Annotated in this window: 21 protein-coding genes and 1 riboswitch; of the genes, 17 read left to right on the top strand and 4 right to left on the bottom strand. The window is 72.1% G+C overall.

The window, feature by feature from the left end; genetic code table 11:
• Window positions 1-158: 158 nt before the first annotated feature.
• The 3 genes from EXE59_RS18495 to EXE59_RS18485 are packed head-to-tail and all read left to right on the top strand — an operon-like array spanning window position 159 to window position 2,898.
• On the top strand, window positions 159-878 hold the full coding sequence (locus tag EXE59_RS18495; RefSeq protein ID WP_135840216.1) for a response regulator transcription factor: 720 nt from the start codon (window positions 159-161) through the stop codon (window positions 876-878).
• A complete protein-coding gene (locus tag EXE59_RS18490; RefSeq protein WP_135840215.1) occupies window positions 875-2,248 on the top strand; it encodes a sensor histidine kinase in 1,374 nt (457 codons plus the stop codon). The genes EXE59_RS18495 and EXE59_RS18490 overlap by 4 nt, the downstream gene beginning before the upstream one ends.
• Complete coding sequence (locus tag EXE59_RS18485) at window positions 2,245-2,898, top strand: GerMN domain-containing protein (RefSeq protein WP_135840214.1); 654 nt, start codon at window positions 2,245-2,247, stop codon at window positions 2,896-2,898. Before EXE59_RS18490 ends, EXE59_RS18485 begins: the two co-directional genes overlap by 4 nt.
• Window positions 2,899-2,919: 21 nt before the next feature.
• Here EXE59_RS18485 and EXE59_RS18480 read toward each other — a convergent pair whose 3' ends face one another.
• Both EXE59_RS18480 and EXE59_RS25160 read right to left on the bottom strand, forming a co-directional pair.
• A complete protein-coding gene (locus EXE59_RS18480; protein ID WP_135840213.1) occupies window positions 2,920-3,222 on the bottom strand; it encodes a hypothetical protein in 303 nt (100 codons plus the stop codon).
• A gap of 155 nt (window positions 3,223-3,377) precedes the next feature.
• The gene (locus EXE59_RS25160) at window positions 3,378-3,788 is read right to left on the bottom strand and encodes an STAS domain-containing protein (RefSeq protein WP_168218591.1); all 411 of its coding nucleotides are present in this window, start codon (window positions 3,786-3,788) and stop codon (window positions 3,378-3,380) included.
• 190 nt (window positions 3,789-3,978) lie between these two features.
• Here EXE59_RS25160 and EXE59_RS18470 point away from each other — a divergent pair, with 190 nt between their 5' ends.
• Window positions 3,979-4,263: a hypothetical protein gene (locus EXE59_RS18470; protein WP_168218590.1), complete on the top strand. Its 285-nt coding sequence runs from the start codon at window positions 3,979-3,981 to the stop codon at window positions 4,261-4,263.
• A gap of 19 nt (window positions 4,264-4,282) precedes the next feature.
• Here the strand turns inward: EXE59_RS18470 and EXE59_RS18465 are convergent, their stop codons facing one another.
• The gene (locus tag EXE59_RS18465) at window positions 4,283-5,368 is read right to left on the bottom strand and encodes an ArsB/NhaD family transporter (protein WP_135840210.1); all 1,086 of its coding nucleotides are present in this window, start codon (window positions 5,366-5,368) and stop codon (window positions 4,283-4,285) included.
• Window positions 5,369-5,372: 4 nt separating this feature from the next.
• Window positions 5,373-6,896 carry a sulfatase family protein gene (locus EXE59_RS18460; protein ID WP_135840209.1) on the bottom strand — a complete coding sequence of 508 codons (1,524 nt, stop codon included), beginning with the start codon at window positions 6,894-6,896 and terminating at the stop codon, window positions 5,373-5,375.
• Between the two features lie 234 nt (window positions 6,897-7,130).
• On the opposite strand from EXE59_RS18460, the gene EXE59_RS18455 reads away from it, so the two are divergent.
• From EXE59_RS18455 to EXE59_RS18395, 13 genes are all read left to right on the top strand, one after another.
• Window positions 7,131-8,501 carry a hemolysin family protein gene (locus EXE59_RS18455; RefSeq protein ID WP_135840208.1) on the top strand — a complete coding sequence of 457 codons (1,371 nt, stop codon included), beginning with the start codon at window positions 7,131-7,133 and terminating at the stop codon, window positions 8,499-8,501.
• The gene (locus EXE59_RS18450; RefSeq protein WP_135840207.1) at window positions 8,491-9,555 is read left to right on the top strand and encodes a hemolysin family protein; all 1,065 of its coding nucleotides are present in this window, start codon (window positions 8,491-8,493) and stop codon (window positions 9,553-9,555) included. Before EXE59_RS18455 ends, EXE59_RS18450 begins: the two co-directional genes overlap by 11 nt.
• Window positions 9,556-9,569: 14 nt before the next feature.
• Window positions 9,570-10,184 carry a cardiolipin synthase ClsA gene (gene clsA, locus EXE59_RS18445; protein ID WP_425464543.1) on the top strand — a complete coding sequence of 205 codons (615 nt, stop codon included), beginning with the start codon at window positions 9,570-9,572 and terminating at the stop codon, window positions 10,182-10,184.
• Entirely contained in the window at window positions 10,177-11,067 is an 891-nt protein-coding gene (locus EXE59_RS18440; RefSeq protein ID WP_135840205.1) for a DUF881 domain-containing protein, read from the top strand. Before clsA ends, EXE59_RS18440 begins: the two co-directional genes overlap by 8 nt.
• Window positions 11,064-11,396: a small basic family protein gene (locus tag EXE59_RS18435; RefSeq protein WP_135840204.1), complete on the top strand. Its 333-nt coding sequence runs from the start codon at window positions 11,064-11,066 to the stop codon at window positions 11,394-11,396. The genes EXE59_RS18440 and EXE59_RS18435 overlap by 4 nt, the downstream gene beginning before the upstream one ends.
• On the top strand, window positions 11,389-12,177 hold the full coding sequence (locus EXE59_RS18430) for a DUF881 domain-containing protein (RefSeq protein ID WP_135840203.1): 789 nt from the start codon (window positions 11,389-11,391) through the stop codon (window positions 12,175-12,177). The genes EXE59_RS18435 and EXE59_RS18430 overlap by 8 nt, the downstream gene beginning before the upstream one ends.
• Window positions 12,178-12,242: 65 nt before the next feature.
• Window positions 12,243-12,629, top strand: a complete 387-nt coding sequence (gcvH, locus tag EXE59_RS18425) for a glycine cleavage system protein GcvH (protein ID WP_135840202.1) — start codon at window positions 12,243-12,245, stop codon at window positions 12,627-12,629.
• A 142-nt stretch (window positions 12,630-12,771) separates the two neighbouring features.
• On the top strand, window positions 12,772-13,299 hold the full coding sequence (locus EXE59_RS18420; RefSeq protein ID WP_135840201.1) for a zinc-ribbon and FHA domain-containing protein: 528 nt from the start codon (window positions 12,772-12,774) through the stop codon (window positions 13,297-13,299).
• A gap of 3 nt (window positions 13,300-13,302) precedes the next feature.
• On the top strand, window positions 13,303-14,046 hold the full coding sequence (gene ftsR, locus EXE59_RS18415) for a transcriptional regulator FtsR (protein WP_135840200.1): 744 nt from the start codon (window positions 13,303-13,305) through the stop codon (window positions 14,044-14,046).
• 52 nt (window positions 14,047-14,098) lie between these two features.
• Window positions 14,099-14,566 carry a bifunctional nuclease family protein gene (locus tag EXE59_RS18410; RefSeq protein ID WP_135840199.1) on the top strand — a complete coding sequence of 156 codons (468 nt, stop codon included), beginning with the start codon at window positions 14,099-14,101 and terminating at the stop codon, window positions 14,564-14,566.
• Between the two features lie 248 nt (window positions 14,567-14,814).
• On the top strand, window positions 14,815-15,384 hold the full coding sequence (locus EXE59_RS18405) for a MerR family transcriptional regulator (RefSeq protein WP_135841393.1): 570 nt from the start codon (window positions 14,815-14,817) through the stop codon (window positions 15,382-15,384).
• A gap of 146 nt (window positions 15,385-15,530) precedes the next feature.
• Window positions 15,531-15,638: riboswitch (glycine riboswitch) on the top strand.
• 132 nt (window positions 15,639-15,770) lie between these two features.
• Entirely contained in the window at window positions 15,771-18,605 is a 2,835-nt protein-coding gene (gcvP, locus tag EXE59_RS18400) for an aminomethyl-transferring glycine dehydrogenase (protein WP_135841392.1), read from the top strand.
• Window positions 18,606-18,666: 61 nt separating this feature from the next.
• Window positions 18,667-19,953, top strand: a complete 1,287-nt coding sequence (locus EXE59_RS18395; protein ID WP_135840198.1) for a serine hydrolase domain-containing protein — start codon at window positions 18,667-18,669, stop codon at window positions 19,951-19,953.
• Window positions 19,954-19,995 lie beyond the last annotated feature (42 nt).

Below are 19,995 nucleotides of genomic sequence, written 5' to 3'. Positions count from 1 at the left end.
TGGATTCATCCCCTGGTCGCCGGTGGGTCCCCTGATCCCACCGGCACCCAGGACAGTGCCACCAGCGGTTGACCTCGCCCCGACCGGCTCGTTGCAGTTGTGTGACAAAACACCCCCCGGGTGTGCCGTCGGCCCGCGGGTTCGCCAACGATGGCGACATGACTGCTGCGAGACGGCTCCTCGTGCTGGAGGACGACGTGGGTCTTCGCACGTCCTTGCGCCTCGTCCTCGAGAACGAGGGGTACGAGGTGCTGGAGTCCGCGGACGCCGAGCACGCCCTCACCCTGGTCGACGAGCAGAGCGGCATCGACCTGATGCTCGTGGACCTGATGCTGACCGGGATGGACGGGTTCTCGTTCATCCGGCGAGCGCGACCGCTGTCGCAGGCGCCGATCGTGGTGGTGAGCGCACGTGACGCCGTGACCGACATCGTGGCGGCCCTCGAGGCGGGGGCCGACGACTACGTCACCAAGCCCTTCGTGGTGGAGGAGGTGCAGGCGCGCCTCCGGGCACTGCTGCGTCGGCCCGCACTCGCGGGCGACGGACCCGCTCCCACGTCCGCGGACCGCATGGTGCTCGACAGCCGGACAGGACCGCTGGTCTTCGACCGTGCCGGCGCCATCCTGGCCCGGGGCGACGCGGAGATCCACCTGACCAGCACCGAGTTCCGCCTGCTCTGCGTGCTCGCCGACCACCCGGGCCAGGTCCTCAGCCGAACCGCGCTGCTGGAGCACGTCTGGGAGCACGGCTACTTCGGTGACGAGCGGATCGTGGACGTCCATGTCAGGCGGCTGCGCAAGAAGCTCGAGCTGGACCCGGCAGCGCCTGAGACGCTGGTCACGGTGCGCGGCCTGGGGTACCGGCTGGACGTCAGGTGATCCGGCCGCGTGCCGACGTCGGTCTCCGCACGTCAGTGGTGGTCGCGTTCGCGGTCGGGGGACTCGTGCTCTCGACGGCGCTCGCACTGGGCACGTACTTCTCCGCGCGTCACTACCTCGTCGAGCAGCGGGAGCGCACGGCCCTGCGGCAGGCGTACACCGACGCGGCCCTCGTGCGTGACAACCTGCTCACCTCGGGTGCCCAGGTGAGTGAGGTGCTGGGCGCCATCGCACAACCGGTCGGCACGACCCTGATCGTGGAACGGGACGGGCAGCGCTACTCGTCCTCGCTGGACCCCGACGGGGAGGACGCGATCGGTCCGTTCCGCGAGGCGGTGCTCGACGGCTCGGTGGTGGTGGGCTGGAGCGACGCCACCACGCCGCACTCGGTGGTGGTGGGCGTCCCGCTTCCCGAGGTCGACGCGGTGTACTACGAGGTCGCCATCGCCGAGGAGCTCGACGCGACGCTGACGACGCTGCAGGTCGCGCTCGCCATCTGTGCTGCGCTGACGACCATCGGAGGCGCCCTTCTGGGCCGGGCAGCCAGTCGCCGGGTGCTGGCCCCCCTCGACCAGGTGACGACGGTGGCGGTGCGCGTCTCCGCCGGCGACCTCGACGCCCGGCTACCGCCGACGAGCGACCCGGACCTCGCGGCGCTGGTCGGCGCGTTCAACCACATGGTCGAGGCGCTGCGTGAGCGGATCGAGCACGACGCGCGGTTCGCCGCGGACGTCAGCCACGAGCTGCGCACCCCCGTGACGACGCTGACCACGAGCCTCAGCCTGCTCCAGTCCTCCCAGGGACTGCCGCCCGCATCGCGGGAGGCCGTGGACCTGATGGCAGCCGAGCTCGACAGGTTCACGCGGGCGCTGCGAGACCTGCTGCTGCTGGGACGGCTCGACGCGGCGGTCGCCGACGGCGACCCGGTGACGATCGAGATCGGCGACGCCGTGACCCAGGCCCTGCGCGCGTGCGGCAAGGAGCCCGGTCTCCTCGCCGAGGGTGAGGCCTCGCGGACCCCGGTCACGGTCGTCCGCCCCACCCTGGTCGGCGCACTGGTGAACCTCATCGCCAACGCCGACATGCACGGTGGCGGACTGACCGGCGTGCGAGTGGTCCGCCGCGGCCGGTTCGTCGACGTCCTCGTCGAGGACGAGGGTCCGGGCGTCGCGGAGGCCGACCGCGAGCGCGTCTTCGAGCGCTTCGCCCGCGCCGGGGGACGCAAGCCGGGCAGCGGGAGCGGGCTCGGCCTGAGCATCGTCGAGCGCGGCGTCCGCAACCAGGGAGGAAGCGTGTGGTGCACGTCTGGACGGGACGAGGGCGCCTGCTTCGTGGTGCGCCTGCCGGTCGCCGAGGAGGTCGTGGCATGACGAACCGGCGGAGGCGCGGATGGCGTCTCGCCGTGGCGGTGACGGTGGCCGGTGTCACCGTCTCCGGCTGCGGCCTGCCCAACGGCGGCGCGACCCGGGTGGACGACGAGGACGTGCCCTACCGGCTGCTGGCACCGACCCACCGGTCTGCGGAGTCCCCGTCTCCGAGGGGCAGCCCCCGTCCCTCGGGCGCCCTCGTCTTCTGGGTCGATGCCGACGACCGCCTGGTGCCGTCGGAGGCCTCGACCTCGTGCGACGAGCCGGCCGCCGCGCAGGTGGCGTACCTCCTGGACCTCCTGTCGTCCGGTCCGACGGGCGAAGTGCGGACCGAGGGGTGGTCCAGCGCCTGGGTCCCGCCAGCGGACCTGTCCCTCGACGCCATCGAGGGCTCCACCGCCGTCATCTCGGTGGACGCCACGACGCAGACCAGCGCCGACCGACTGCCACTGGCGATCGGGCAGGTCACCCTGTCCGTCACGACTTCCGCAGACGTGTCGGAGGTGCGCTTCACCGACGGCGAGCAAGAGCCACTCGCGGTTCCACTCCCGGGGGGTGCCTTCACCGACGCACCGGTCCGACGCACGGACTACGCGCGCCTGGCCGGCGGTGCCGATGGGGAGCGCAGTGAGAGCTGGCTCGGCTGCCCGTAGGCCGGGCGTGTCGGATGCCCGTCAGGTCACGGTGGTGTCGACCAGGAACCACTGCACCGACTCGGTCGCACGCAGCCGCGACCCCCACCCCTGGGCGGCGGCGTCGAAGACCACCGCAGCCGGACTCGTGTGAGGGGACCGGCGCCCGGGTCGACCGGCGACCGGCCCTGCTTGCGAGCACCCCCGGGAACGGACGTCGAGGATGATCCGATCTGGGTCGAGCCACCTCAGTCCGACCGCGACACGACGCGGGTCGCGCTCGAGCGCCACGCGCGTCGCGGCCTGGACGAGGACGACCAGGCGGTCGGCTGCCTGACCCGGCACGGCCCGGTCCCGGCACCAGGCCCGCACGAGGTCGCGGGCGGCCGTGGTCGCCGCGGGGTTCCCCGTGAGATGGAACCGGGTGGTCCCCGGAGCATCTACAGCGTTGTCCGCCACACCAGCCAGACCGGACACGGCGACTGCGCGCGGTTCGTCGCTCATACGGGCACGCGCCGCGGCAGAGAGTGAGCGGGACGTGGCGGGGTCGAGTCGCGAAGTGGCTGGAGGTCGCTCCCCGGTCCCCGGTCGGACGCGGGGCCGAGCACTCCGCTGCGCCACAACGGACCCAGCCCGCGGCGTGGCGGGTGAGTCACCACGACGCGCACCCCGCGCTCGAGGCAGGCGCGATGGAGCCACAGCAGCAGGCCCACCGCCTCCGAGGACAGCCGACGCGGTCGCCCCAGGTCGACGACGAGCGCCGACGGACCGTGCTCCAGCAGGTCGTGCACGCGAGCGCGGTGCTGGGCAGCGGCAGGGCCGTCGTACAGCCCTCGGAGCGCCAGGCTGGCGTCCCGCTGGACGGCGTCGTGGCTGACAGGTGGGGGAGGTGGTCCCGAGCGGTCCGACATGGTCCACCACGCTCCCCGCGGTGCGTGGCAGCGGCCGGTCCGTCGTGTTGCAGTCGTGTGACGGCGTTCGGACGACCTTCCGGCACCTCGGTCCCGAGCCTTGTCGGGGGCCGGCGGCCGTGACGTGATGGAGGTGGGCCCGCTGCACGTGCCGTGGGTCCGAAACCGTTCACCACACGCAGGAGGACCTGTGATCGTCATCTCCGAGGAAGCACTGTCCGTCATCGCCCGCGTCACGGACCACCCGAAGCTGGAATGCCGCTCGGGCGTGCGCATCGCGCCGCGGTCCGCGGCCGATGGGAAGCGCAGGCTGGAGGTGCACGCGGTCAACGGCCCTGGTGCCGGGGACCGCGTCCTGGAGCGCGATGGCGCCCGTCTCTACCTGAGTCCCGAGGCAGCGGACCGGGTCGCCGGGTGCGAGCTCGACGCGCGCACCGAGCCCGGGGACCGGGTGCAGTTCGTCCTGCGGCGTTGACGCTTCGCCCACGTCGCGGTCACACCAGCGCGAGGGTGGCCACCGTGACGCACAGGGTGGCGCACAGGGCGCCCCAGCAGGCGAGAGTGAGCAGCGGGACCCGTACGCCGGCCGACCGGCAGCGCTGGAGCCAGAGCAGGGTGGCCAGGGACGCCCACGGGGTGACCAGCTCGCCGGCGTTCACGCCGACGAGGGTCGCCACGAGGCGCCGTACGTCGTCCGCGGCCGCCGGCTCGACCAGCAGGTAGGCCGGCAGGTTGTTGACGACGTTGGCGCCCACCGCCGAGGCGGCGGAGAGGTGCAGCAGGTCGAGGGCGTCGGTGCCCGTGCCGACGGCGGGAGCGAGCCAGTCGAGCAGCCCCTCGGCCTGCGCGACGCGCAGCAGGCCCGCGACGAGGACGAAGGCGCCGGCCATCAGCCACGGCGGACGAACCTCCCGCAGCATCGCCGGGGCGCGCCAGAGGAGCACGACGAGCAGCAGCGCGGCGGAGCAGCCCGCGACGACGGCGGGTTCGAGGCCGAACGCGAACAGGGGGCCGATGGCCAGGCAGACGGCCGAGCCGATCACCAGAAGCACGCGGTCGTGCGGGTCGGCTGGCGGTTCCACGGCGTACGTCCCACGCAGCGCGCGTCGCTGGAGGACCGCGACGAGCAGGAGGGTCACGACGATCGCAGTCACGGCGGGCAGCGCCGCCGCGCGCACGTAGTCGCCGTGGTCGGCGCCGAGGTCCTCGAAGCGGTGGACCGCCAGCAGGTTGGTCAGGTTGGAGACCGGGAGCAGCAGCGACCCGGTGTTGGCGATCCAGAGGGTGGTGAGGGCGAACGGGAGCGGGGAGACGCCGGTCTGGCGCGCGATGGCGAGGCCGACGGGGGTGAGGAGGACCGCGGTGGTGTCGAGGCTCAGCACGACGGTGCACAGCACGGCGAGCGCGGCGAACGTCAGCCACAGCAGCGCGACGCGGTGCCGGGCGCGGTGCGCCAGGGCGTGCGCCGCCACGTCGAAGACTCCTGCGAGCTGGGCGACCTCCGCCGTCACCGTGATCGCGATCAGGAAGAACGCGACCGGGAGTACCTGCACCAGGACGGGGTGGAGGGCCTCGCTCACCGGATCACGGTGACGGCTTGCGGGCGACGCCGCCGCTCGGCCCGGGGAGTGGACCGAACTGCTGGTTGCACGTCCAGCCGGCGCACGTGACCAGCTCGAGGCGACGACGCTCGAGCGCCGTGCGGACCTCGGCGTAGGCAGGGTCGTCCACCACGTTGACCATCTCGTCGGGGTCCAGGAGCCGGTCGTAGAGGAACGCGTCGGTCCCGTCGTTGCCGTAGAGGTAGCGCTCGGTGCGCACCCCGCGGTGCGACCAGCCGTCGCCGAGGGTCCGACCGGTCTGGATCAGGGTGGTGTCGCGGAACGACTGGACCTCGCCGTGCAGCGTGGGGGCCAGGGACGTGCCGTCCACCTGCCAGGCAGGTGAGACCCCGGTCAGGGCGGCGAACGTGACCGGCAGGTCGACGAGGGTGGCGGGCAGGTCCGAGGTGCTGCCCGCCGCGACCCCCGGACCACGCACGAGCAGCGGCACCTGGAGCGCCTCGTCGGTCAGCACGTCCTTGCCGACGAACCGGTGCTCGCCGAGGGAGTAGCCGTTGTCGGACGTGAAGACGATGTAGGTGTCGTCGAGGACGCCTTGGTCCGCCAGGGTCGCGACGAGGGAGCCGACGGCCCGGTCGACGGCCTGGAGGGACTGGAGGCGCGCGGTGTTCTGGGCGGCCACATCGGCCCGCGACACCGGTGGGAGGTTGCGCAGGTAGCGGGGCTGGTCCGAGACGTCCGCCTCGCCGAACGCGGGGTCGTCGAAGGCGGCGGGGCGCTCGTCGAGGAAGCGTCGCTCGTCCTGCGGGGCCGCCGGGGGGAGCCCGCGTCCACCCTCCGCGCTGATCCGGTAGTGCGGTGCGAGGTGCCACGCGTACACGACGAACGGGTCACCCGCCTGCGCGAAGTCGCGGACGGAACGGTTGGTGTGGTCCTCGATGACCGAGGTGACGTAGCTGTCGGTGTAGTGGCGCGGCGAGCCCTCGCCGGTCATCGAGAAGTCCACGTAGTCGTAGACGCCGCGGGTCAGCGCGTCCCAGCGCGTCCAGCCGGCAGGGCGTACGTCGCGGGGGCCGTAGCCGTTGAGGAACTTGCCGACGAAGGCCGTGCGGTAGCCGCTGTCGCGGAACCAGGCGCTCGCCTCCTCGGTCGGGTCCAGCGCCCCGAAGCCGCCGTGCTCGCCCCGGTTGTGCTGCACGCCGTTGTTCTGTGCGTACTGGCCGGTCGCGAGCTGGGCGCGGGCCGGGCAGCACAGCGGGTGTGGGGAGATGGCGTCGGTGAACTCCATGCCCTGGTCGGCCAGCAGGCGTCGGGTGATCGGCATGTGGTCGAGGTCGTCGTCGCGCATGTCGTCGGTGAGCACGAAGACGAGGTTGGGGCGAGACGGTGCTGCGGCGGCGGTCGACGGCGCCTGCGTGCCCTGCACCATCCGGACCGAGCCGGCTGCACCGGTGCCGCTGGAGTCACCGGTGGTGCTGACCGTGGCGAGGGTGGCGACGAGTACGACGAGGAGGGCAGCCGTGATCGACTGTGCCCACGCTCGCATCGTGCCCCTCGCCGAGACCCTGAGGGTCCTGTCGTCCGCCCTGTGTGGGCGCAACAGTAGGGCGGGTCGGGCCCGCTCCCCAAAGCGACACGACGACTGGGGCAGAGATGGTCCCAACCGTTAGCCTGTGGACTCGCCGAGAACCGGCACGACCCGCACGAAGGAGCCTGCAGCACCCGCCATGGACGAGAGTCAAAGTCCCCGCACGACCGCACTGGGCACCGGGTGCGCGTCGTGACCCCCTTCCTGCTCCTGCTCGCCTCACTGGCCCTCGTGGCTGCCTGCGGCCTCTTCGTCGCCGCGGAGTTCTCCTTCGTCACCGTCGACCGCCCGAGCGTCGAGCGCGCCGCCGCTGACGGCGACGAGGGCGCCCGCGGCGTCCAGCTCGCACTCCGGTCGCTGTCGACCCAGCTCTCCGGGGCCCAGGTCGGCATCACCGTCACCAACCTGGCGATCGGCTTCCTCGCGGAGCCCGCGATCGCCGACCTCATCCGTGACCCGTTGGCCTCTGCGGGCGTCCCCGACGGTGCGGTCTCGCCGCTCGCGCTGGCGCTCGGATTGGTCCTCGGCACGGTCGTCACGATGATCTTCGGCGAGATGGTGCCCAAGAACATCGCCATCGCCCGACCGCTGGCGACAGCCCGGGCGACCCAGGGATTCATGCGCGGCTTCACCGCCATGACGGGCCGCCCGATCCGGGTCCTCAACGGCTCGGCCAACGCGATCGTGAGGCGTCTGGGCATCGAGCCGCAGGAGGAGCTCCGGTCGGCCCGCAGCAGCCAGGAGCTCGCCTCGCTCGTCCAGCGGTCGGCCGACCAGGGCACCCTGGACGCCGACACCGCCGAGCTCGTCGAGCGCTCGGTCGAGTTCGGCAGCCGCACGGCGGGCGAGATCATGACGCCCCGCGTGCGCACCACCACGGTGGAGGAGGGCGAGCGCGTCTCCACGATCATCGACCTGGCCCGCCAGACCGGGCACTCCCGCTTCCCGGTGCTCGACGCGGAGGACACCGTCGTCGGCACCGTCCACGTCAAGCACGCGGTCGCCGTGCCCGTGCACGAGCGCTCGACCACCCGGATCAAGCACGTGATGGTCAGGCCCGTCGTCGTGCCCGACAGCCTGCGGCTCGACCCGCTCCTCGCCCTGCTGCGCCAGGACGGGTTCCAGATGGCCGTGGTGCTCGACGAGTACGGCGGCCACGCCGGCATCGTGACGCTCGAGGACGTCGTGGAGGAGATCGTCGGCGACATCTCCGACGAGCACGACCGCCTCGGTGCCCGGATCCGGCAGCGTCGCGACGGCAGCTGGACCCTGTCCGGCCTCCTGCGCCCCGACGAGGTCGAGGACGTCACGGAGGTCGAGCTGCCCGATCACGACGACTACGACACGGTGGCAGGACTGGTGATGCGCGAGCTGGGCAAGATCCCCGCGCCCGGTGATCGCATCGAGCTGCCGGTGCCCGACCGGACGGACCCCCACACGCCGCGCGAGCGCCTCGTGACGCTGACCGTCCAGCGGATGGACGGCCTGCGCATCGACCGGCTCGACCTGCACGTCGTCGCCGGGGGCGTGTCCGGGACCGAGGAGGACGACGATGAACGGTGATCTGTTCGGGGTGGGCCTGGCCGTCGTGCTGCTCGCCTTCAACGCCTTCTTCGTCGGCGCCGAGTTCGCGCTGCTGGCGGCCCGGCGCAGCCAGATCGAGCCGCGCGCCCAGGAGGGCTCGCGTGCGGCGCGCACGACGCTGCGCGCCATGGAGAACGTCTCGCTCGTGATGGCGGGAGCGCAGCTCGGCATCACGGTGTGCTCGCTGGGCCTCGGCGCCATCGGCGAGCCCGCCGTGGCACACCTGCTCGAGCCGGTGCTCCACGCCGCCCGCCTGCCGGACGACCTGCTGCACCCGGTCTCGTTCGTGGTGGCGATGTCGGTCGTGGTCTACCTCCACGTCGTCCTCGGTGAGATGGTCCCCAAGAACATCGCCCTCGCGGGCGCCGACCGGGTCGCCCTGGTGCTGAGCCCCCCGATGATGCTCATCGTCACCGTGCTCCGGCCGGTGATCGGCGGCATGAACATGATCGCCAACGGCGTGCTCCGGCTGCTGCGCATCGAGCCCAAGGACGAGGTGCACTCCAGCTTCACCCGCGAGGAGGTCGCCGCGCTCGTCGAGGAGTCCCGCGGGGAGGGCCTGATCGAGGCCGACGAGTACGACCGGCTCGCCGGCGCGCTCGGCTTCACCGAGAAGTCGGTGTCGTCGATCCTGATGACCCCGGAGACCCTCGCCACCGTCGCACCCGGCTCGACCGTCGCAGACGTCGAGGCCGTGTGCGCAGCGACCGGCTTCAGCCGGTTCCCGGTGGCCGGCTCCGACGGCTCGCTCCTGGGCTACCTCCACATCAAGGACGCCCTCGAGTCCGACGACGACAAGCGCTCGCGGATCATCGAGGACAAGTGGATCCGACCGTTCGCGTCGGTCCACCCCAAGGACCTCCTGCACGACGCGCTGGAGAGCCTCCAGGTCAAGGGCGCCCACATGGCCCGCGTGGTGGAGCGGGACGGGTCGGTCATCGGCCTGGTCACCCTCGAGGACGTCCTCGAGGAGCTCGTCGGCGAGATCCGCGACGCCGCGCACCACGACGTGTCCGGCGCCGACGCGCACTGAGCGCTGGATAGGGTCTGAGCGTGTCCGAGGAAGCGACGGAGGCGTCCCGCGTCTGGACCGTGCCCAACATCATCAGTGTGGTGCGGCTGGCCGGCGTGCCCGTTTTCCTCTGGCTGGTGCTCGGGCCCGAGGCGGACGCGATCGCCCTCGTCGTGCTGATGGTCGCCGGGTTCACCGACTTCCTCGACGGCTGGCTCGCCCGGCGCCTCGACCAGTACTCCAGGCTGGGCGAGATCCTCGACCCGGTGGCCGACCGGCTCTACATCCTCGCCGTGGTCATCGGGCTCTTCCTGCGCGACATCATCCCGTGGTGGGTCGCGCTCGCGCTCCCTCTGCGCGACCTCTTCCTCTGGGGCCTCGTGCCGATCCTGCGCACCCGCGGCTTCTCCGCGCTGCCGGTCCACTTCCTCGGCAAGGCCGCCACGTTCAACCTCCTCTACGCCTTCCCGCTGCTGCTGCTGGGGGAGGGCGAGGGCGTCGTGGCCACGCTTGCACGCAACTTCGGCTGGGCCTTCGCCTGGTGGGGGATCGGGCTGTACTGGTGGGCGGGCGTCCTCTACGCCTGGCAGGTGCGCACCCTGCTGCGGGAGACCCCGCGGCACACGTCGACGGCGAGCGACCATGGTTGAGGGTCAGGGCAGCACGCAGGCGCCGGAGCGTCCGCTCCCCCCTCACGTCACCACCCCGCTGCTGACCCTCATCACCGCGCGGTCCATGGACGAGGACTACGCCCACGTCGCGCAGAAGCGCGCGGCGGCAGGGGACGTACGCCCCCGGACCTCACGCCCGCACTGGACCAGCGTGCTGGCCATCGCCGTGCTGGGGGTCCTGGCGGCCGTGGTCGCCGCCCAGACCGATCGGCAGGCTCCCGTCGACGAGCTCAGCCGCGCCGCGCTGATCGAGCAGATCGACAGCCGCAGCGCCGAGCTGCGGTCGCTCCAGGCGCAGGTGGGGGACCTCACCCGCTCCAACGCGGCGCTCGCGAGCCGCAACACCACGATCCAGGGCCAGCTCGACGACATCGGGACCCGGGTGCAGCGAGCCGAGCTGAACACGGGCCACGCCGTGGTGCGCGGTCCGGGCGTGCGCATCACCGTGGACAACGCGCCGGACGCCGGGGTCGACAACGAGGTCCTCGACGAGGACCTCGCGACGCTCGTCGACGGGTTGTGGGAGGCCGGAGCGGAGGCGATCGCGGTCAACGACCAACGGCTCAACGTGCTGGGCGGGATCCGCAACACCAACCGCGCGATCCACGTCAACGGCCGGCCGGTGCTCGCGCCCTACGTCGTGTCCGCGATCGGCGACCCGCGCACCCTCCAGGCCCGGCTGCTCGAGACCAGCCAGGGGCAGCAGTGGTTCGGCCTGGTCAACGGCTACGGCTTCCTCTACGAGGCGGAGAATGTCGACGACATCCGCCTGCCGGCTGCGCCCGAGCGCGCCCTTCGTGATGTGATCGAGCTCAACGCCGATCCCGACGGCGGACCGGACGGAGAGGGGAGCACGCCGTGATCGCCGCCCTTGGCCTGCTCCTGGGCATCATCGCCGGCCTGGTGTTCGCACCCGACGTGCCCCTCAGCCTGCAGAACTACCTGCCCATCGCGGTCGTCGCCGCCCTCGACGCCGTGTTCGGCGGCCTGCGCGCCTACCTCGACGGGATCTTCGACGACAAGGTCTTCGTGGTCTCGTTCGTCAGCAACGTCGTCGTCGCCGCGGCGATCGTCTACCTCGGCGACCAGCTCGGTGTCGGCTCGCAGCTGACCACCGGCGTCATCGTCGTGCTGGGCATCCGGATCTTCTCCAACGTCGCAGCGATCCGCAGGCACGTGTTCCATGCCTGAGCCCACACCCGAGCACCAGGCCAGCTCCGCGTCCGACGAGCCCGGCCGCACGGCCGACCCCGACGTGACCGCGGGGAGGACGCGGCCCTCGCTCGTGCCCTCGCGCCGCCAGGCGGTCGTCGCGGTGCTGCTGGCCGTCCTCGGCTTCGCCTTCGTCGTCCAGGTGCGCGACACCAATGCCAACGACACCTACGCCGGACTGCGCGAGGGCGAGCTGATCGAGGTGCTCGACGGTCTCACCGGCACCGCGGAGCGGGCCCGGCGCGAGGTCGACCGCCTCGAGAGCCGCCGCGACGAGCTGCGCGACGAGAGCCAGGCCCGCGCGGCGGCGCTCGACGAGGCGGAGCAGCGGGTGCGTACGCTCAACATCATCGCCGGCCTGGTGCCGGTCACGGGGCCCGGGCTGCGGGTGACCATCACCGAGAGCACCGGGCGCGTCGCGGTCGGCTCGTTGCTCGACACGGTCCAGGAGCTCCGCACCGCAGGGGCCGAGGCGATGGAGTTCAACGACTCCATCAGGCTCGGCGCGGACAGCTCCTTCGAGAACGCCGTCGGCGGCATCGAGCTGGACGACCAGCTGCTGGAGCCGCCGTACGTCCTCGACGTGATCGGCGACCCCCACATCCTCCGCACCGCCCTCAGCTTCTCGACCGGGCCGATCGAGACGCTCGAGGGCCTCGACGGAGCCACGGTGGCCGTCGAGGAGCTCGAGTCCGTCGAGATCACGAGCGTGCGCGAGGCCGCCCGACCTGAGTATGCGGAGCTCGGCACCGGCCAGTAGCCTGCCGGGCACCAGCCAGATCCCCCCGGTCCGCCTGAACCGTCCGACACATCCAAGGAGCGCACGTGTATCCGGAGAACCTCAAGTACACCAGCGAGCACGAGTGGGTCCGTACGCCCGGCGACACCGACGGCTCGGTGCGGGTCGGGATCACCGACTTCGCGCAGGACGCGCTCGGCGACATCGTCTACGTCTCGCTCCCGCAGGTCGGCGACCAGGTGACGGCGGGGGAGACGTGCGGCGAGCTGGAGTCGACCAAGTCGGTCAGCGACATCTACGCACCGGTGACGGGCGAGGTCGTGGCGACCAACCAGGCCCTCGACTCGACGCCCGAGCTCGTCAACAGCGACCCCTACGAGGCCGGCTGGCTGTTCGAGGTGAGCGTGTCCGACACCGAGCAGGTCGACGGCCTGATGGACGCCGCCGCCTACCAGGCCGGCCTGGACGGCTGAGCCGCACCCGATCCCAGCCCGATCCCAGCCGATCCCAGCCCGGATCGCCCGTCGTGCCCATGGCGGGACTGGTAGGTTCGGGACAACCGTCAACCTCAACCCTCGCCTGAGGGTTCAGCGTCGATCCGCCGAGGAGCCACCCATGCCGTTCTGCACCGCCTGTGGCAAGCAGAACCCTGACGATGCCCGCTTCTGTGCCCAGTGCGGCACCAGGCTGCTCGGCGGGGAGGACACGGGTGCGAGCCCGGTCGAGCCGAGCCAGGTCGAGAGCACCGCGACCATCACGTTCGCCTCTCCCGACCAGCGCGAGTCCTCCGACAGGCAGCTGAGCCCCGTCGACGCCGCGGCGGTCGACGCCCTCCCGGCGGGTCACGCCCTGCTGGTCGTGCAGCGTGGCCCGAGCGCCGGCAGCCGGTTCCTCCTCGACACCGAGGTCGTCGGCGCCGGACGGCACCCGGACAGCGAGATCTTCCTCGACGACGTGACCGTCTCGCGTCGGCACGCGGAGTTCCGCCGCTCCGGCAACGGCTACAGCGTCAGCGATGTCGGCAGCCTCAACGGCACCTACGTCAACCGTGACCGGATCGACTCCGTCGAGCTCAACGACGGGGACGAGGTACAGATCGGCAAGTACCGCCTCGTCTTCTTCTCCTCCCACCCGGACCACTGATCCGTGAGTGCCTCGACCTCTCCGGGCTCGAGTCGCGGCGCCCGCTACAACATCGGGCAGGTCCTCGACCAGCTCCGCCCCGACTTCCCGGGCGTGACGATCCCCAAGATCCGGTTCCTCGAGGAACAGGGCCTGGTCAAGCCCGAGCGCACCGCAGCGGGCTACCGAAAGTTCTCCGGCAACGACGTCGAGCGGTTGCGCTACATCCTGCTGATGCAGCGCGACCACTACCTGCCGCTCAAGGTGATCGGTGACCACCTCGACGCCATCGACCGCGGCCTGGAGCCGCCCGCCATCGAGTCGGTCGTGCCGACCGTGCCCAAGGTGGCGCTGAGCTCCGACGGCCTGCCGAGTCCCGAGTCGTTCCGACGGTCCAGCGACCTGCGCCTCTCCCGGCGAGAGCTGATCAAGGTGGCCGACATCTCCGAGGAGCTGCTCGACCAGCTCGAGCAGTACGGGTTGGTGGCCGCACGGACCGGCACGAACCACTTCGACAGCGACGCCCTGGTCGTCGCGCAGACCGCCCGCGAGCTCGCCGACTTCGGCTTCGAGCCACGCCACCTGCGCGCCTTCAAGACCGCGGCGGACCGTGAGGTCGGCCTGGTGCAGCAGGTCGTGGCACCCCTCGCGCGCGGTCGCGACGCCGCGGCGCGTGGTCGGGCCGAGGACGCGACCTCCGAGATCGCGGCCCTGTCGGTGCGCCTGCACGCCACGCTCGTCAAGGTCGGCCTCGACCGCGGAATCTGAGCACTCGGAGACAGGCGCTCCTCGCCTCACCACACGTGAGTAGGGTGGTGGCATGCGCGAAATGGACGTCGTCGGAGTCCGCGTCGAGATGCCCTCCAACCAGCCGATCGTGCTCCTGCGCGAGGTGACGGGGGAGCGCTACCTGCCGATCTGGATCGGGGCGGTGGAGGCCACGGCGATCGCGTTCGCCCAGCAGGGCGTCACGCCGCCGCGTCCGCTGACGCACGACCTGCTGCGCGACGTCCTCGAGGCCACCGGCCAGCGGCTCGACGAGGTGCGCATCGTCGACATGCAGGACCGGGTGTTCTTCGCCCGGCTCGTCTTCGACGGCGGCGCCGAGGTCGACGCCCGGCCATCGGACTCGATCGCCCTCGCGCTGCGCACCGGGAGCCGGATCGTGTGCTCGGAGGCGGTGCTCGAGGAGGCCGGCCTCGCGGTCCCTGCCGAGCAGGAGGACGAGGTGGAGCGGTTCCGCGAGTTCCTCGACCACGTCTCGCCTGACGACTTCGAGGCACACTGAGCCGGCCCACCAGAAACACTGACCCTCACCCTGAGGTTGAGGGTTGCGACACGCCGGGTCGTGGATGGACAACCCGCACCGTCGCCGCTTACCTTGAACTGTCTCTGTTGTAACTCCACCGCTGTGGTTGTCGGTCCTCCGGCCGCCGGGCGGGTCCTTCCCCCAGGAGTTACCGCTCAGCGGAGGATCTGACCTGGAGGGTCGCAGTGACTGGCAACGAGAACGAACACGGCGCAGACGCCGCCCGCGTGAAGGCTGCGGCCGACGCCGCCGACCTCGCCGAGGAGCAGGGGCTGCTCTTCGACGACGACGTCTCCCCGCTGCCGAGCGACACCGGCTACCGCGGACCGACGGCGTGCAACGCCGCAGGCATCACCTACCGCCAGCTCGACTACTGGGCCCGTACGGGCTTGGTCGAGCCCAGCGTGCGAGGCGCGGCCGGCTCGGGGTCGCAGCGGCTCTACTCGTTCCGCGACATCCTCATCCTCAAGGTCGTCAAGCGGCTGCTCGACGCCGGGATCTCGCTGCAGCAGATCCGCACCGCGACCGCCCACCTCCGCGAGCGCGGCACCGACGACCTGACCCGAGTCACGCTCATGAGCGACGGCGCCTCGGTCTACGAGTGCACCAGCAACGACGAGGTCATCGACCTGCTCCAGGGCGGCCAGGGCGTCTTCGGCATCGCCATCGGCGGCGTCTGGCGCGAGATCGAGGGCACCCTCGCCGAGCTGCCGTCGGAGCGTACGGCCGAGGAGCCCGCCGCCACCCTCCCGGGTGACGAGCTGGCCGCCCGCCGCGCGGCCCGCCAGACCGGCTGAGCCCGGCTCATCCACGACCCTCCGACGACGCCGCCCGGTCACCCGGGCGGCGTCGTCCATTTCCGGCCGGCGTCGGCACGCCGCGCCCATTTCCCCCACCTTCGGCATGGTCGTGCACAGGGCGGAGGCTAGACTCGTCGACGCCGACATCCCGTGCGGGAGAGTCACGGCAACCGGTCCCACGGCCGGGGGCCGTGCGCCGAAGGGGCAATTCCTCCCCGGAACCTCTCAGGCACCCGGACCGCACGGGTTGGCACTCTGGAGGTCACCGGACCGACAGAGGGGGAGGTCACGCCACGCGACCTCAGGGAGCCCCCGTGCCGGACGCCAGCCCGACCCCCTCCACCTCGACCGACACCGCCAGCACCAGCCCCACCGGGACCGGGCTGGGCGAGTTCGTCGCCCGCCACATCGGCCCCGACGACGCCGCGGTCGCGCACATGCTGGCGGAGCTCGGCCACGACTCGCTCGAGTCCCTGATGAGCGCGGCGGTGCCGGGCGGGATCCGTACGCCCGCCGGGCTCGACCTGCCCGACCCCCTGGACGAAGAGGCCACCGCACGCGCGCTGCGCACGCTGGCCTCGCAGAACCGGCCCGCCGAGGCGATGATCGGCCTCGGCTACCACGCCACGATCACCCCGCCGGTGATCCGCCGCAACGTGCTCGAGGACCCCTCCTGGTACACCGCCTACACGCCCTACCAGCCGGAGATCTCCCAGGGCCGTCTCGAGGCACTGCTCAACTTCCAGACCGTCGTCGCCGACCTCACCGGCCTGCCGACCGCCAACGCGTCCCTCCTCGACGAGGGGACCGCTGCCGCCGAGGCGATGACCCTCGTACGCCGGGCCCAGCGCAATGCGACGGGACCGTTCGTCGTCGACGCCGACGCCCTTCCACAGACCATCGACGTGATCCGCACCCGCGCCGAGGGGATGGGCATCGAGGTGGTCGTGGCCGACCTGCGCGACGGCCTGCCCGACGGCGAGCTGTGCGGCGTCCTCGTCCAGTACCCCGGAGCCTCGGGATCCGTGCTCGACCCGCGACCAGTCATCGACGCCGTCCACGAGCGCGGCGGCCTCGCCGTCGTCGCCGCCGACATCCTGTCCCTCGCCGTGCTCGAGGCACCGGGCGCCTCCGGCGCCGACGTGGTGGTCGGGTCCTCCCAGCGCTTCGGCGTGCCCTTGTTCTACGGCGGCCCGCACGCCGGCTTCATGTCGGTGGCCGCGGGCCTCGAGCGGCACCTGCCCGGCCGGCTGGTGGGGGTGTCGGTCGACGCCGAGGGTCGCCCGGCCTACCGCCTCGCCCTGCAGACGCGCGAGCAGCACATCCGCCGCGACAAGGCGACCTCCAACATCTGCACCGCGCAGGTGCTGCTGGCGGTCGTGGCGTCGATGTACGCCGTCTACCACGGCCCCGAGGGCCTGCGCCGGATCGCGCGGCGCACCCACGACCACGCCAACCGCATCGCGGCGTCGCTGCGGGCCGGGGGAGTGCAGGTCGTCAACGACACCTGGTTCGACACCCTGACCGTCGCCGTCCCCGGACGCGCGGGCGAGGTGGTGACTGCGGCACGCCAGGTCGGCCTGCACCTGCGCCTGATCGACGAGGACCACGTCGGGCTCTCCACGTCGGAGCGCACCAGCCCGTCCACCGTCGCCGCGGTCCTGAAGGCCTTCGGGGTGGCCCCGAGCGGCGACGCGACGTCCGGGCTGCCCGAGGCGCTGCACCGCACCACCGACTTCCTCACCCACGAGGTCTTCAACTCGCACCGCAGCGAGACCCAGATGCTGCGCTACCTGCACCGGTTGTCCTCGCGCGACTACGCGCTCGACCGCGGGATGATCCCCCTCGGCTCGTGCACGATGAAGCTCAACGCGACGACCGAGATGGAGCCGATCAGCCTGCCCGGCTTCGCCGACCTGCACCCGTTCGCACCCGCCCAGGACGCCACCGGTTATCGGGAGCTCGTCGACGACGTCGAAACGTGGCTGGCCGAGGTCACCGGCTACGACAAGGTCTCGGTGCAGCCCAACGCCGGCTCGCAGGGCGAGCTGGCCGGACTGCTCGCGATCCGCGGCTACCACGCCGCCAACCGGGCTGCCGACGGCTCCGGGCCGGTCCGTGACATCTGCCTGATCCCGTCCTCGGCCCACGGCACCAACGCGGCCTCGGCCGTGATGGCCGGCATGAAGGTGGTCGTGGTCAAGGCCGCCGACGACGGGTCGGTCGACCTCGACGACCTGCGTGCCAAGTGCGACCAGCACGCCGACACCCTGGCCGCGATCATGGTGACGTACCCCTCGACCCACGGGGCCTACGAGGACACCATCACCGACCTCTGCAAGATCGTCCACGACCACGGTGGCCAGGTCTACGTCGACGGCGCCAACCTCAACGCGCTGCTGGGCTACGCCAAGCCGGGCGAGTTCGGGGGCGACGTCTCGCACCTCAACCTGCACAAGACCTTCTGCATCCCCCACGGCGGCGGCGGTCCCGGTGTCGGTCCCGTGGCCGTACGCGCGCACCTCGAGCCGTACCTCCCGTCCCACGGCTGGCACCCCGAGGCGGACAAGCGCGAGGGCATCGGCCCGATCAGCGCGGCGCCCTACGGCTCCGCGGGCATCCTGCCGATCACGTGGGCCTACATCCGGATGATGGGCGCCGAGGGCCTGACCCGCGCGACGGCTGTGGCGGTGCTGTCGGCCAACTACATCGCGCACCGGCTCGGCGACCACTTCCCGGTCCTCTACCGCGGTCGCGGCGACCTGGTCGCCCACGAGTGCATCCTCGACCTGCGGGGCATCACCAAGGCCAGCGGCGTCACGGTTGACGACGTCGCCAAGCGCCTGGTCGACCACGGCTTCCACGCCCCGACCATGTCGTTCCCGGTCGCGGGGACGCTGATGGTCGAGCCGACCGAGTCCGAGGACCTCGCCGAGATCGACCGGTTCTGCGACGCGATGATCGCCATCCGCGAGGAGATCGCCCGGGTCGAGGCGGGGGAGTGGACCCCGGAGGACTCCCCGCTGCGCCACGCGCCCCACACCGCCCGCGCGCTCGTCGGCGAGTGGGACCGTCCCTACTCCCGCGAGGTCGGAGTCTTCCCGCGCGGCATCGACCCCGACAAGTACTGGCCGCCCGTGGCGCGGATCGACCAGGCGTACGGCGACCGCAACCTGGTCTGCGCGTGCCCGCCGCCCGAGGCGTTCGAGCAGGACTGAACCGGCGCCGCCACACTCGGGGTTGCTCTAGGGTCGCTGCCGTGAGCGAGCGAGCACGCGTGTGAGTGACCAGCGGCAGCGGCTGCTCGACGTCGCCCAGGCCGAGGGCCGGCTGACGTCCGTGGTCGGCGCCGTCTTCGACCGCTACGGCGCGGTGTGGGCCGGGGGCGCGGGGCAGGCCCCGGGCCTCGACGGCCAGTACCGGATCGGGTCGATCACCAAGACCATGACGGCCGTGCTGGTGATGCAGGCGCGCGACGCCGGGCTGCTCGACCTCGACGACCCGCTGTCCGCCCACCTCGGTGACGTCGGCTACGGCGAGGTGACCGTCCGCGACGCCCTGGCGCACTCCTCAGGCATGCAGAGCGAGCCCCGGGGGCCGTGGTGGGAGCGCACCCGCGGCGGCGACTTCGCGGCCCTGGCGCGCGCCAACGACGGCAGCGGGCGGGTGGCCGGGGCAGGGGAGTGGTTCCACTACTCGAACCTCGGCTACGGACTGCTCGGCGAGGTGGTCGCCCGCCGCCTCGGAGCACCGTGGCGGCACCTCGTCGCGGAGCGCCTGCTGCAGCCGCTCGGCATGCGGGCCACGTCCTACCTGCCCCGCCCCGGCGCGCAGCCCGGGTGGAGCGTCGACCACTTCACGGGGATCCGGGTCCACGAGCCGCTGACGGACACCGGTGCGATGGCGCCCGCGGGTCAGCTCTGGTCGACGCTCGCCGACCTCGTCACGTGGGGACAGGTCCTCGGCGGGGCGCGGGCCGACGTGCTGTCGGCGGACTCGCTGGAGGAGATGCAGCGGCCGGTCATGCCCGACTACGGCCTCGGACTGATGCTCGGGATGCACTCCGGCGGCCGGCTGGTCGGCCACAACGGCTCGATGCCCGGCTTCCTCGCCGCGCTGCACGTCGACCCGGGCAGCGGGATCGGCGCTGCGGTGCTCAGCAACGCCACCACCGGGATCAACCCGCGCGACCTTGCCGTGTCCCTGATCGAGGGCGACCCCGACGCCGACGACGCCCGGCCGGCACCCTGGCGGCCCACCGTCGTGCTGCCGCCCGAGGCGTACGGAGTGCCGGGCCTGTGGTTCTGGGGCAACACCGCCTTCGACGTCCGGTGGCACAACGAGGGCCTCGAGCTGCGCGCCATGGCGCGGGGCAACGTGGTGACCGACCGATTCGAGATCGGCGACGGCGGCCTGGTCGGCACGCTCGGCTACCACCGCGGCGAGCGGCTCGACGTCGTACGCCGCCCCGACGGGTCGGTGCACCACCTCGAGTGCGCGACCTTCGTCTACACGCGCCCGCCGTACGACCCGGACGTCGACATCCCCGGCGGACACCCCCGCTGACCGCTAGGGTTGCCGCCGTCGGCCCGACGGGAGGGCGCCGAC

It is taken from the genome of Nocardioides eburneiflavus (genome assembly GCF_004785795.1).
Taxonomy (GTDB): domain Bacteria; phylum Actinomycetota; class Actinomycetes; order Propionibacteriales; family Nocardioidaceae; genus Nocardioides; species Nocardioides eburneiflavus.
The sequence above is the reverse complement of the archived record's forward strand: the minus strand, read 5'-3'. Positions and strand labels throughout refer to the sequence as shown.

What these genes read in the sequence shown, in the direction of transcription:
- EXE59_RS18495 (WP_135840216.1), top strand. Translation starts at nt 159, where the DNA reads ATGACTGCTGCGAGACGGCTCCTCGTGCTGGAGGACGACGTGGGTCTT.
- EXE59_RS18485 (WP_135840214.1), top strand. Translation starts at nt 2,245, where the DNA reads ATGACGAACCGGCGGAGGCGCGGATGGCGTCTCGCCGTGGCGGTGACG.
- EXE59_RS25160 (WP_168218591.1), bottom strand. Translation starts at nt 3,788, where the DNA reads ATGTCGGACCGCTCGGGACCACCTCCCCCACCTGTCAGCCACGACGCC.
- EXE59_RS18460 (WP_135840209.1), bottom strand. Translation starts at nt 6,896, where the DNA reads ATGCGAGCGTGGGCACAGTCGATCACGGCTGCCCTCCTCGTCGTACTC.
- EXE59_RS18450 (WP_135840207.1), top strand. Translation starts at nt 8,491, where the DNA reads ATGAACGGTGATCTGTTCGGGGTGGGCCTGGCCGTCGTGCTGCTCGCC.
- EXE59_RS18440 (WP_135840205.1), top strand. Translation starts at nt 10,177, where the DNA reads ATGGTTGAGGGTCAGGGCAGCACGCAGGCGCCGGAGCGTCCGCTCCCC.
- EXE59_RS18430 (WP_135840203.1), top strand. Translation starts at nt 11,389, where the DNA reads ATGCCTGAGCCCACACCCGAGCACCAGGCCAGCTCCGCGTCCGACGAG.
- EXE59_RS18420 (WP_135840201.1), top strand. Translation starts at nt 12,772, where the DNA reads ATGCCGTTCTGCACCGCCTGTGGCAAGCAGAACCCTGACGATGCCCGC.
- EXE59_RS18410 (WP_135840199.1), top strand. Translation starts at nt 14,099, where the DNA reads ATGCGCGAAATGGACGTCGTCGGAGTCCGCGTCGAGATGCCCTCCAAC.